Raw genomic sequence first — 12,444 nt, 5'->3', positions numbered from 1 at the left:
TATGGGTCAGTGAAGGTGGCTCCTGACAAATGTTCCACCGATGTAGCTGATGAGCTTCATCCAGCCGCGGCGAGTCAAAGTCAGTAGGACGAGTCCCCAGACAGCGAACATCCACGGGTTGTCGAGCGACGTCTGCCATGCAGCCTTCGCGAACATGACGATGCCGTCCCAGCGGGCATCCCACATCATCTCGCGGAGCTCAGACCAGCCGATCATGCGCTAACTGCCCACTCGGCTCGGTAGTCGGACGACATCTGAACCAAGAACGCGACCCGAGCTCGAGTAGTCGCCGCGATGCGGTCGATGTGCCTGACCATGCCGCTGCGGACGTTGATGAGCGCCGGCCTCGCAGTCGGGTCGATCTGCGAAGTCGCAAGCGCGATCGCGGTCTCCATGACCGCCAGCTCGACGTCGGTCAGGCGCTGCTCGGAGAAGTACAGGAACGCGCAGAGTCGCTGCCCGCCCGCGAGTTCGAACACCAGGTGGATCCGAAGGCTGACAACGTCGTCATCGTTGACCAGCACAACGACGTTTCGTTGACGGCGCGAGACGGAGGCTGGTGCCAGGTCCGCGATCGCTCGGGCCATCCCGACCGCGGCAGCCGCATAGCTCGGGCGCATCCGTTCGGAGGCTCCGGCGACCGCGCGGTCGAGCGCTCCGCCGCGCGATCCGTTCGAGACGTATTCGATGACGCCGGAGAGGAACTTCTCGTACACGAACGCGAAGATGCGATCGTTGGCTCCGGCGGAGACCTGCTGCCGATCTGCCGCTACGTGTGTCGCGCGACCCGCGACCCGCGCACGAGCGAACGCGCGGAGGTGGATGAGGGATGGGGTGTGGTGTTCGAGGTCCATCGGGACTCTCCTTCGTGTTCAGGTGGAGCTTGACCTGAATCCGAAGTGGGAGAACCGTTCACCCAGTGGACTTCGTTACGCTACTGGGGACCCTAACAAGTCACCGCCGCGCCTTCAGGCCGGCTCTGCCCTGGCACTGTTCGCGCGGTGTCAGGGCAGAACTTTCCTTACGGCTTAGCCGCTGCGGTCTGACTCCTGATGGTGACAAGGTCGCGTCGGCTATGCCATGCGACAACGGTAGAGCCGACTTCCGACGCTCGCCGCTTGCGACACGCCGGAAATCCAGAGAGTTCTACAGCACATATTCAGCCTCAAGGAGGCCTCGTCGGCGCCACGACACGCCGCAAACCTTCAACTTGCTCTTGAAGTGATGCGCCATTTAGGTAGGTAGCGCCCCTGTCGTCAACCAAGCCAGGTCGTTGAACGCCGTGTCCTTCGAGTGGTCGTGGCCGCAAGGGAAGTGGTCAACTCGGATGTCCTCCGCCACGGTTTCGATCTTCGACCTGATTGAGGCGAGCAGAGCGGCATCCACTGGTTCGTTCAAGTGATCGCCCTTCTCGTCGAGGTTGAGCACCTGGATGCGGTCGGCTGATTCACCCGTGAGCTCTTGGTAGCCGAGCGCGTAGACCGAAAGCTGATCACGGGTTGTCACCGTTGCCTGTGCATCCTCGGTCGACTTGAAGTCGACGATCGAGACCTCGTCTGTCTCGAGGCGCTTGATGAGATCGATCCGCCCGTTCACGGTGACGCCCGGCGCGACGATGACTTCGATCTGCTTCTCGGAGTGAATCGTCCGGGTGAGGTCGCCGCCATGCTCGTCGAAGTAGCGGGACAACGCCTTCTCAGCTGACTTCCGCAACTGCTCCCGCAGGGTCGGGTAGGCGTAGGGCGTGTGCAGATGCCGATCAATGAGATCCGCGACCTCGGCTTTCGTCGGCAAGTCTCCGGCGATCGCTCGCTTGTGCATCTCAGCGAGAGCGTCGTGGAGCCCCTTCCCGTAGCCGAGCGCCTCATGGATGGGCGGATTGAAGCCGTACATGAAGCGCAGTTTGAACTGGTACGGGCACTCGAGCAGGTACTTGAGCTCGGAGAATGAGATGGTGATCGCCGGGGTTTCGATACGCGATGTCGGCACGAGCCGCGCCGCCGGAGGCAGTCCCGGGTCGGCTGTCAGCACCCAGTCGGACTTCGCCGCGTCACGGAAGAAGTCGGAGCGGCTCCGAGCCTGCTGATTCGAAGCGATCGGCGCCCACGACAGATAGAGGTACTTCTGCGCTCGGGTGACCGCGACGTAGAAGAGCCGAGTTTCCTCGGACAGCCCACCCCGGTAGCGATCGCCGTGTGGCACGGCTTCCTGCGGGATCACGTGGAATACATTCAGCCCACCCATCCGACGCAGCGGGAATCGGTTCTTCCGCAGGGCCGGCACGAAGACCGCTGGCCACTGCATCCCCTTTGAGCGGTGAACGGTCGTGATCGTCACAGCATCGGGCGTCGCGTAGCCCGCGTCCTCGTCAGCCTCTTCGTAATAGGACGGTGCCTGCCGGTCGTCGGTGAGGAACTTGACGAAGCCCTCGTACTTTCGGGCTGGCTCAGAGGAGAAGTTGATGGCTTCGAAGTCCGAGATCACCTGGGAGAACTTCCCGAGCTGATACATCACCAGTTCGGCTCGAGCTGGGGTGCCTGGGATCGTCGTCTCGCGGATGTCGAGCGCCTCGAGTACGTCGAGGTAGAGGCGCTGGATGTTGTAGCTGCCCCAGCGCTCGCCTGCGGAGAAGTCGGCACCTTCCTCCAGCTGACGGATGCCGCGGCTCAGCAGGCCCGGATTGCCTAGCAGGTCGGCATCGTCGAAGAGCATCCGGAGCGTCGATTCATCGATCTCTCTGAGCATGAAGCGGAACATCCCGACGAGCGCCTGCACCTCAGGCGCATCGAAGAGCCGTGCCAGTCCCTTGATGATGTACGGGATGCCTCGGCGGCGTAGCTCATCGACCAATGGTTCCGCGTCCTTCACCGTCCGGTACAGCACCGTGCAGTCGGACCAGGACAGTCCGCGGGGCGCAACATCAGGCGTGTCAACGAATGGCATGCCTCGGAGCGCCTCGATGCGGTCAGCGATCCACGCGGCTTCGGCGTCCGGGTCGGCATGCTCCAGCGCAAGGAGGTCGCCCTTCTCCCAGTCCTGGTGCGAGGCATACTCCATAGCTTTCGACAGCCGCTCCTCGGGCGGGAGCCACTCGGCGATCATGCGGCCCAGCCGAACGATGCCCTTCGAGGACCGGAAGTTGTCAGCGAGCTCGATCGTTCGGACCGCCTCGTGACGGTCAGCGAAGGTGAGGATGTTCGAGACCTCGGAGCCGCGCCACTGGTAGATGGTCTGGTCGTCGTCGCCGACGACACAGAGGTTCGCACCCCAGCGCACAAGCCCGGCGATGAGCTTCTCCTGGAGCGGATTGACGTCCTGGTACTCATCGACGACGACGTAGCGAACGTCCTCGCGGATGTGCCGCAGCAGCTCTCGCTCCGGTGACGACAGCTCCTCGTCATCTGGGTCGCCTTCGAGGAAGGCGACCGCGTTCGCGATCATCGCTGTGTAGTCGAAGTACTTCTTCTGTGCGAGCAAGGTGAGGTAGGAGCCGAGACTCTCTGTGACACCGTCGGGTACCAGGTCGAAGTCGACCTCGTCCTCCTGCAAGATGCCGAGCACCTGCATATAGAGCTTCGAATCTGCGTAGCGCCACAGCGTCGGTCGGCTCGGGGCCGTCGCGGGGCAGGTTGTCAGGCCCGACTTGGTCGACTCGCGGTCGATGAGGAGGCGTTGTGTGATGTCGGTGAGTACGCCGTACTTGAACGCTTCAGGCACGTAAGTCTGTAGCAGGTTCAGCGCGTATCCGTGCATCGTGCCGACGTACATCTCCGCCAGCCCTGGCAGGTCTCCGTGCTCTTCATGCACGATCCGGTGGATGCGCTCCTTGAGCTCTGCAGCTGCCTTCTCCGTGAAGGTGAACGCGATGATGTTTGCTGGGCGGACTCCGGGCTGCCCAAGGATGCGCGAGATCCGCTGCGAGATCACCTGCGTCTTGCCGGAGCCGGCGCATGCGACGAGTTGCAGCGGGCGCTCGAGTTCGTCGATCGCAGACTGTTGTTGGGCGGTGTAAGCGGGCATTGTTATCAAGGTAGCGATGGGCGCCGACATGCGAGTCAGCTTGACTGGTAACCAATCCGTACGTACAGTGTGAGTACGGAAAAGGAGAGTGTCATGCCTGACATCACGACTGAGCCGCGTTCGACGAAGAACCAGCGCATCAACCTCCGCGCGACCGAGCGACAAGAGGCAGTGCTCCGCCGTGCTGCAGAAGCTACCGACCACAGTCTCACGGATTTCATTCTGAGTAGCGCGGTCGAGCAAGCGCAGCGGGTGCTCGCAGATCGTCGTTGGTTCAGTGCGACCGAGGAGCAGTACGCAGAATTCCTTCGTCTGCTGGATGAGCCGCTTCCTTCGACAGCAAAGTTTGACCGACTGTTCGCTCGTCGTTCGCGCTTCGCCGAAGCTGGATGAGCCAACTCACACCACCGCGAAAGCTCGAAAAGACAGACGTCCGAGTCGGATTCGAGAGCGGAGCCGCTGAGCTCGATGAGTGGTTCGCGAAATACGCATGGGAGAACCAGGCAGCTAACAACGCGATCACCTATGTCATTACCGATGGCACCCGCGTGGTTGCTTACTACTCGATCACCATGGCAGCGATCGAGAAGGCTGCGGCCCCGCCTGCAATGCTCAAGGGATCCCGCCCTGCGCAGATCCCGTGCATCCTTCTCGCAAGGCTCGCAGTCGACAAGAGATTTGCGGGGCAGGGTCTCGGTTGGGAACTGCTTCGTGACGCACTACTCCGGTCGGTCGGCCTCAGCGAAAGCATCGGGGCTGCGGCTGTTCTCATTCACTGTCGCGATGAGAGTGCTCGCGCTTTCTATCTAGCCAACGGCGACTTCCTCCAGTCGCCAGTGGATGAACTCCACCTTGTTGCTCCGATGAAGGCGTTGCGGTCCTATGTTGGCTAGCTAGGTTCGATCTCGGCGAACCGTTTTGCCCAGGAATCGAGTGTGCCGTATTGGAGGATCGCTCGACCTTGCGACGCTTCAACTGGATCCCAGAGCCAGGCCGTGTGCTCGGGCAATGGGTTTGCGCCTGCACCGAATGCGTCTCGGGCTGATAGCAAGTCTTGCTCGAACAGGGCGCAAGTAGCTAGATCAATAGCACGTAGGGCCGCCATTTCGAGCGCAGTCCCCAGGTCGAGTCCTATTAAAACATTGCGCGCTCCCGCAGGGTCGGTAGGAATCGAGCAGAACGCATACGCGAATGCCAGAAAGGTGTCTCCAGGGCGTGCTTCATGCAGTCGCCTCGCCATGGATCGCGCGCCGTCGATCAATCCCTTTTCGAGCATGAGGCCGAGAGAGGCAATCGCGGCGTTTGCGTCTAGACCTGGTTCGAGCTCTTCGAAGGGCCGGGGAGCAGTCAATTTTTGTCGCAAAGCGTCGATTACGAGATCATTCGTTGTGACGCGTTCGCTGAGGATGCTTTCACTGACGCCGGCGGCGAGCGCGGCGCCCTCCGCGTCGCGATTAAAGATCAGCTCCCAGCTGAGCGACTCGACATGCCACTCATTGAGATATGTGGTGGCGAGCCGCTCATAGACCCACCTCGTTGCGTCTGTCCCGCCCGACAGCACGAGATCGCTCGGCACGCGTCGCACTTCTAGATAGTTCTCGATGCGCCAGTCTGCAATGTGCGCGACTGACGCGGTCTGTAACCACGAATTCGCCAACCGCCCCGGAGAACTCATCGCAGCGACATAAGCGGCATGGGTTGCGAGTGGTTGCACCAAGCCCGTGAGTGAGTCTTCCGCGTCAAAGATCCTGCACCATGGCCGGAGAACCTCAGGTATCTGGTCCTGCGGGATATCGCTATTGCGATGAGCACTCCAGAAGAGGCCGGTGTCTCTCAGAATCCTCCGGATCAGAATTGGACCAATGCAGGTACGGACAACGGCGTCCGCTGACAGGCCCCGTTCGCCAAGGCGAGCCAGGGCGGTGGTGATTGCGATTGAACGCCAAAGCATGTCATTCACTGGAGGGCGTAGTAGCAATTCCGTTGCAGTGCGTAAGAGTGCCGAAGTGCTCCAGGTGTGCGCTGGTTGTTGGCCTCGGATACTTGCGCGTTCGCGACCAGCATCGAACTGTGCTGCCGCCGCCTTACGGTCAAGACGGGCGCGATGCTGCTCCAGTAATAGCTGGCATTCGAGAGTCCCCGAGCAGAGCGCGTGGCCCTCTGACTCGCAGTCGAGTGCTAATCGCTCGAAAGCCGCCTCGGTTAGATCAGTCACGGATGCCTCGGCGCATTAGCCGACCTCGAGGACTTTCATGACTTCGTCGCCGTAGTCGTTGATAACTTTGACGGCGATCTTGCCGGTGGAGGGCGGGTTGAAGGGCAGCGACACCGTGCGGTAGAGGGCGGCCCACGCGTCGGGATCGATGTCGGCCTTTAGGGCAGTCTTGAGCTGCTTGAAGGGGTCGTTGTCGCCGGTGAAGTAGGCGTGACGGACGAAGAAGGACTCGCCGTTGTAGTCGGTGTCGATCATCCAGAGGGCGATCTGGTCGGTCGTGGAGGCACGAACCTCGCCGGTAGTCGGGTCGTAGATATCGACGCCCCGGATCTCCGCGACGAACTTGCCTTCGTCCACATGGTGGACCTCGAGGTCGGGCTCGCCGAAGACGGTGAAGAGGTTGCCGGAGCCGGTCTTCTTCAGGTCCTCGCCCATGAGGAGATCAGCGTTCATGCGGACAAGGAGTACCTGGATGCGGCCGAGCTTGCGCTCGCCCTCGACGGAGGCGAACTCCTCGACGACGGTCACGCCGTCCTCCTCGGTGACACCGGTCGCCTGAGGGTCGAAGGCGAACCCGAGGACGCAGAGCAGGTCGACCGAGTCGTCCAGGATCGCCTCCTTGGCAGCCTGCTTGATGAAGCCAGGACTCACCGTGCCGTACTGCGGACCGAGAGCGATCGCGACGCGGGATGTCGGCTCCGTGCCGTTCTTGCGGTCACCGATCGCCTGGACGTAGGTGCCGGGGTACTGCTCCAGCGACTCGAACTCAATACGCTCTGCACGGCGGCCGTTCTGGATGCCCGCACGGCGGAGGTTCGCGAGAATCATCTCCTCGAATCCGGCCACGGCCTCGTCCTCGCTGCCGTGCAGCGACTCCGCCTCGTCGAAGGACACGTTCCGATGCGGCGACAGCGACTCGACCGTGAAGGGGCCAGCGACCCGCACCTTCGACTTGTCCTCGAACGGCTGATCGTAGAGCAGTTCGAAGTCAGCGTGCTTCTTAATCGCCGCGTCGATCTCCTCGCGAGACATCCCCTCCTTGATGTCGGGGTTGTTCGCGATCGATTTCAGCGTGATGTGCTGGACTTTCTTGTAAACGAAGCCGTGGCGCAAGTCTTCGGTCGTCGTTGCCGGCGGCAGACCGTCGGCCTTCCGACCCTCTTCGCTGTCGGCGAGCGAGTAATACGGGTACTTGGCGCCCATGATCCGCTTCCGGGCGAGCGCGAGGGCGACCCGCGAGGTGTCGATCGTGATCCAACGCCGCCCCCATTGCTCGGCGACGAACGCGGTCGTCCCGGATCCGCAGGTCGGGTCGAGCACGAGGTCGCCGGGGTCGGTGCACATGAGCATGCAGCGCTGAACCATCTTGGCGGCGGTCTGGACAACGTAGATCTTGTCTTCGGTGAAGTTCCCCGTGCCCATATCCGTCCACACATTGGTGACCGTGCGATACGGGAAGTCATCCTTCATCCGGATGTACTGGATCGAGTTGGCGGCCGAGTGAATTCGGCCAGCCACAATGAGACGCTGCATGCCCTGCTCGTGCGTCTTCCAAAACGAGGTCGGGCGGTAATAGGTCTTTCCCTCGAACTCGACCGGATAGGACCCCGGCGGTCGCGAGCTCGTGAGGTTATCTGGTTTGTAAACACTGGCTCCAGCAGGAATCAGAGTCTCGTCGGCTAGTTCTCCAGCGGTGGCTGAGCGCCGGGTCCCGTCGGCGAGGCGAAGCCACCGATATCCGGTTCTGTCATCCGCCGCTGGGATCCACATCGAACGAAACTTCAGCCGAGTGGTGTCTTTCGCGTACCAGAGGATGTAGTCGGTGATGTTGGCGAGGTACTCCGAAGTCGCACTTGTCGTCTTCGTAACCGCGATCTCGCTGACCAAGTTATCGCGACCAAATACCTCATCGAGCAGGCTTCGAACGAGGTGTACGTTCTCGTCCCCGATTTGGACGAAGACGCTGCCGCTGTCGGCGAGCAGGTCGAACGAAGTCACGAGTCGATCGCGCAGATACGAAAGATACGTGTTGATTCCGTCGCCCCACGTATCGCGGAATGCCTTAATCTGTTCCGCCTCGCGGGCGGCGTCGTCGAGCTTGCCGTCCCGCACATCGCGCTTGTTCGTGCGCGCTTGCCAGTTCGACCCGAACTTGATGCCGTAGGGCGGGTCGACGTAGATCATCTGGACCTTGCCCCGGAGCGCCTCACGCTCGGCGAGGGAACCCATGACCTGAAGCGAATCGCCGAGGATCATGCGGTTCTTCCAGGACTCCTCGTGCTGGTAGAACTCGACCTGGCTCAGCTCGTCAAGGGTGTCGAACTCCTCGAAGTCGAACAGGCTCGGAGCTTCGTCGGTCGTAGCCGGCTTCGAGTGGGCGCGGAGGTTCGCGATCAGGGCTCGGGGGTCGATCTTCTCCTGGATGTAGATGGGCGGAGCGTCGACGACGAGCGGAGCATCGGTCTTGCCTCGCCAGACGAGCTCAGGGTCAGTGATCACCCGCTCGTACTCCACGGGCGGCAGCTTTGCGGCGTCCTCGTCGAAGAAGTCGACGGCGGCGTCCGCGGTCGGGATATTCGTCCGTTTCTCATCGTGGTCGTAGGCGATGACCTCGGGCGGCTCCTTCGGCTTAGAAACGCGGGCCATCAGACTCCCTCTCGGATGAAGCGGCTGAGCAGGTCGGGGTCGCCGACAATCGGTGCGTCGGCGCGATGCTGGCGGAGCGCCTCTCGAAGGACGTGCTCGGCATCGTCCACTTCAGCCTTACCAAGCTCGATATAGCCCCAGCGGCCGAAGCCGCCGTGGTTGTTCACTCCGGCGCACCAGGAGTCGCGGGCGGTGCGCGCCTTCTCCTTCGTCGGTCCGGGCGACTTCTGACTGCCGGAGACCTCGACGATCAGCGTGCGAGTGAGGTCCTCGTCCTCGACTGGTGCGAGGCGCAGCAGGAAGTCCGGCCAGTACTCGTGGCTACGACCTTTGTGTACGTACGGGATCGTGAATCCGAGGTGGTCGTTCTTCACGTAGCTCGCCAGCTCGCCGTCCAGCACGAGCGTCTCGCAAACCGAGGCGATCCGCCGCTCCCAGGCGTTGCCGTCCTTCCCATCGAGGGTGACGTGGGAGACATGCGAGCCGGTCGTCTCAAAGGTCTTCTTCCGGGTGTCGAACCAGACGCCGTCCGTGCTCGCCATCGGCGGGTTCCGGAGGATCGGGCGGACGAGGGTACGTCGCGCGGTGTCGTCCTCGAGGCGGCTGATTGCGTGGTAGATCGCCTCGGCGGCGAGTTGCTGCGGCTCCGCCAGGCTCAAGTAGCCGATCGAGTAGCCGGACTCGATGTGCAGCTTCGCCGCGAGCCACCGCTTCGTGATGTCGACGAGCTGCGGAAACAGCCACGGCCGGGCATCGCCCTGGCTGGTGAAGAAGGACTTCAGCACCCGACTTGCGACCCGGAAGGCGATCTCCTGCTCGCGGATCTCGGCGATGCCGTCGATCTGCTCACCTTCGCCGACGATGCCCTCGTTCTTGACCCAGCTCGGCACGGTCTGCGAGCCGATGGTCAGCGAGGCGGCCGCCGTCGTGTCGAAGATCAGCGGCACGTCCGGCATCTCGATCCGATAGCCGCCGACGAGCGGGAAGTCGATAACGAGATGGGCGCGAGACTCGAGCGCCTGGACGCGCGTGGGCGGGTCGAGCGGCTTCGGGTCGGTCGTCGGCGCGTCACCGGGGATGAAGGAGAACGGGATGCCGTACACGTTCGAGTACTCGGCGCCGAAGAGTCCGGTCTCCGGGTCGACCGAGTAGTCGCGGCGGCGCAGACCCCGGCCGACGACCTGCTCGCACAGCAGCTGGCTTCGGAAGGGCCGGACGCCGAGGATGTGCGTCACCGTATTCGCATCCCAGCCTTCGGTGAGCATGGAGACGGAGACGACACAGCGGATATCGCCGCCGAGGCGGCCCTTCTTGCCGACGGTGTTCATCACTTCGCGGAGCAAATCAGCGTCGGTGATGTCCTCGGCGGAGCCGTGCTGCTTGCGGTACTCGGCCTTGAAGAGCTCGATTTCATCGGCGGCGGCGTCCTTGAACTCGGCGTTCATTGCATCGCCGGACTCGAGCTGCTTCGAGTCGACGACGATCGTGCGGGGCCGTGACAACGGCGTGCCGTGGTCGACATTGCTGAAGAGCGGAAGCTGACCATCGACTTGCTTCGACTGATCACCTTCGGTCAGCTCGTAGCCGGCGATCCAGTCGTAGATGAGCTTGGAGGCGACCGTATTAGGAGCGACCACGATCATCACCGGTGGCGGCTCGCCCTGGTCCTTGAGGTTTCGCTCCCAGCCCTGGTAGGCGCGCTCGTACGACTTGTAGAGGCTGCGGAGCGCGCCCTCGAGCACGGCGGGCATCACCCACTCTGCCGGGCTGATCGCCTTCGCCGCCTTCACCGTCTTCGGCCACGCAGGGTCGTCCTTGATCTGGTCGTAGAGATGCAGGTAGCTGACCTGATCGCCGGCCGCGTCGTCGTCGACCGGCAGGCGCGGCACCTTCACGATGCCGGACTCGATCGCGTCCATCAGCGAGAAGTCGCTGACGACCCAGGGGAAGATAAGCCCCTCCGACCAGCCGGAGCCGGCGAGGTAGAACGGCGTGGCCGAGAGGTCGTAGATCGCCTTCACGCCGTTGTAGCGGCGCAGGTCGACGAGGCCCTTGAACCAGACCTTCGCGTCATCGTTCGCAGCGAGCGCGTCCTTCTTGTCCTCGCCCGCGAGGTCGGCGAGATCGTCCTCGGGGTTGCGCGGCTGGTAGCAGTGGTGCGCCTCGTCGTTCAGCACGATGACGTCGCCCTTGCCCGGCAGTTGCTTCAGCACGCGCTGGATGACAGCCTGCGGGGATTCCTTGAAGGGGTCTTCGGTCTTACCCGCGAGCAGGAGCTTGCGGGTGCCGGATGCAATGCCTTTGATCTCCTTCGAGTCGCGAGGCATGAACTGGTGGTAGTTCACGATCGCGATCGCCGCGGCGTTGAGCTGCTGGCGGAGGTCCGGCGGGACGAGGCCTCGCGCGTCGTAGTAGTTGCCCGGGTCGCCGGGCTGCAGCACTCGAAGCCGGTCGCGGATCGTGATGCCCGGCGTGACCACGAGGAACCGCTGCGTGAAGCGAGCGTCGTGTGGCGCGTGCGACTTGTTCAGGCTCTGCCAGGCGATGAGCATGCACATCACCACGGTCTTGCCGGCGCCGGTCGCCATTTTTAGCGCGCGGCGAGGCAGGCCGGAGTTGTGCGTCGCGTTCTGCGCCTCGAGGGTGTCCTGCCACTGCGCGGCGATGCGGCTCGCGTACTTATCCTTGCCAGCCACTTCCGCCAGGTAGATCGCTGTCTCTGCCGCCTCGCGCTGGGCGAAGAGGATGCGGTTCTCCCTCTGCGGGTCTGCCCAATGCTCGAGGAGCTTCCGGCTGATCGGGGTGACGCCAGGGTAGCCGAGCTGCCGCCAGCGGCGGAGCTCTTCGCGGAGCTGGTCGATGGCGTCATTGCGCTCGACTTTCTCCTCGATCAGGTCGAAAGCGAGCTGGGCGTCGGCTGCCTTCTTACCCTTCTTCGGCTTCGGGACCGGGACGAAAAACTCGCTGCGGCGGCGAGTGTCGGTGATCTCGCCGGTCGGACGGCCGGAGTCGTCAAGGGCGAAATGGCGCAGGGGCTCGTCATACGGCGAGTTGATCACCGGACTCGCGAGTGCGTCCATGCTGCTCTCGACTCCTTTCCGGGCTGCCCCTTCTTCGGGAATGCGCATAGATTTCTTCCCCGCTTGCGACGCTACCGCAGGGTGCGGACACTCCTGAGAAATCGGCAATGTGGGGGAGGCGTGAGGTTGCCCCCGTTCGGGGGTGCCTTATCCAACGCAGTTCCGTTCGCCCCTCGATCTCGGCAGCGTGGGTACTGGGGAGACGATCCGCGATCTCGGCAGGAGAGTTCGCTGCGCAGCTACTCATCTTGATGGTCCCGCGCCAACTGGGAAGGATCATCTACACTCGGGATCAGGTGAACCGCCCGGTTCCCAGTCGGAAACAGGGAACCCGCGAGCGTCCAGGACTTCGGAAAACAACCCTCTGACCAGGGATTTCTCCAAGGGGTCGCAGGTTCAAATCCTGTCAGCCCGACGTCACGAGAGAGGGTCGCCTTCGGGCGGCCCTCTCTCGTTGTCTCGAGCCGAATCGGCTTGCACCTG

The 12,444-nt window shown here is 62.8% G+C and carries 8 protein-coding genes; 2 read left to right on the top strand and 6 right to left on the bottom strand.

What is annotated here, in order from left to right; all coding sequences use genetic code 11:
- Positions 1-6: 6 nt before the first annotated feature.
- From FLP23_RS07905 to FLP23_RS07895, 3 genes are all read right to left on the bottom strand, one after another.
- On the bottom strand, positions 7-216 hold the full coding sequence (locus FLP23_RS07905) for a hypothetical protein (protein ID WP_149325352.1): 210 nt from the start codon (positions 214-216) through the stop codon (positions 7-9).
- Positions 213-854 (bottom strand): hypothetical protein, encoded by a 642-nt coding sequence (locus FLP23_RS07900; protein ID WP_149325351.1) that lies wholly within the window; start codon positions 852-854, stop codon positions 213-215. The genes FLP23_RS07905 and FLP23_RS07900 overlap by 4 nt, the downstream gene beginning before the upstream one ends.
- Positions 855-1,233: 379 nt before the next feature.
- Positions 1,234-4,020 carry an ATP-dependent helicase gene (locus FLP23_RS07895; RefSeq protein WP_149325350.1) on the bottom strand — a complete coding sequence of 929 codons (2,787 nt, stop codon included), beginning with the start codon at positions 4,018-4,020 and terminating at the stop codon, positions 1,234-1,236.
- A gap of 93 nt (positions 4,021-4,113) precedes the next feature.
- On the opposite strand from FLP23_RS07895, the gene FLP23_RS07890 reads away from it, so the two are divergent.
- Complete coding sequence (locus FLP23_RS07890) at positions 4,114-4,413, top strand: type II toxin-antitoxin system TacA family antitoxin (RefSeq protein WP_149325349.1); 300 nt, start codon at positions 4,114-4,116, stop codon at positions 4,411-4,413.
- Entirely contained in the window at positions 4,410-4,913 is a 504-nt protein-coding gene (locus FLP23_RS07885) for a GNAT family N-acetyltransferase (RefSeq protein ID WP_149325348.1), read from the top strand. Before FLP23_RS07890 ends, FLP23_RS07885 begins: the two co-directional genes overlap by 4 nt.
- Here FLP23_RS07885 and FLP23_RS07880 read toward each other — a convergent pair.
- The 3 genes from FLP23_RS07880 to FLP23_RS07870 form a co-directional block, all read right to left on the bottom strand.
- Positions 4,910-5,596, bottom strand: a complete 687-nt coding sequence (locus FLP23_RS07880; protein WP_149325347.1) for a hypothetical protein — start codon at positions 5,594-5,596, stop codon at positions 4,910-4,912. The two genes, FLP23_RS07885 and FLP23_RS07880, sit on opposite strands and share 4 nt — an antisense overlap.
- A 654-nt stretch (positions 5,597-6,250) precedes the next feature.
- Positions 6,251-8,881: a site-specific DNA-methyltransferase gene (locus tag FLP23_RS07875; protein ID WP_149325346.1), complete on the bottom strand. Its 2,631-nt coding sequence runs from the start codon at positions 8,879-8,881 to the stop codon at positions 6,251-6,253.
- Complete coding sequence (locus FLP23_RS07870; protein WP_149325345.1) at positions 8,881-11,961, bottom strand: BPTD_3080 family restriction endonuclease; 3,081 nt, start codon at positions 11,959-11,961, stop codon at positions 8,881-8,883. Before FLP23_RS07870 ends, FLP23_RS07875 begins: the two co-directional genes overlap by 1 nt.
- Positions 11,962-12,444 lie beyond the last annotated feature (483 nt).

Source organism: Protaetiibacter larvae, assembly GCF_008365275.1.
Taxonomy (GTDB): domain Bacteria; phylum Actinomycetota; class Actinomycetes; order Actinomycetales; family Microbacteriaceae; genus Homoserinibacter; species Homoserinibacter larvae.
This window is presented reverse-complemented; position numbering and strand designations above follow the sequence as displayed.

Excerpts from the sequence above, each read along its gene's own strand:
- FLP23_RS07905 (WP_149325352.1), bottom strand. The coding sequence starts at position 216 with ATGATCGGCTGGTCTGAGCTCCGCGAGATGATGTGGGATGCCCGCTGG.
- FLP23_RS07900 (WP_149325351.1), bottom strand. The coding sequence starts at position 854 with ATGGACCTCGAACACCACACCCCATCCCTCATCCACCTCCGCGCGTTC.
- FLP23_RS07895 (WP_149325350.1), bottom strand. The coding sequence starts at position 4,020 with ATGCCCGCTTACACCGCCCAACAACAGTCTGCGATCGACGAACTCGAG.
- FLP23_RS07890 (WP_149325349.1), top strand. The coding sequence starts at position 4,114 with ATGCCTGACATCACGACTGAGCCGCGTTCGACGAAGAACCAGCGCATC.
- FLP23_RS07885 (WP_149325348.1), top strand. The coding sequence starts at position 4,410 with ATGAGCCAACTCACACCACCGCGAAAGCTCGAAAAGACAGACGTCCGA.
- FLP23_RS07875 (WP_149325346.1), bottom strand. The coding sequence starts at position 8,881 with ATGGCCCGCGTTTCTAAGCCGAAGGAGCCGCCCGAGGTCATCGCCTAC.
- FLP23_RS07870 (WP_149325345.1), bottom strand. The coding sequence starts at position 11,961 with ATGGACGCACTCGCGAGTCCGGTGATCAACTCGCCGTATGACGAGCCC.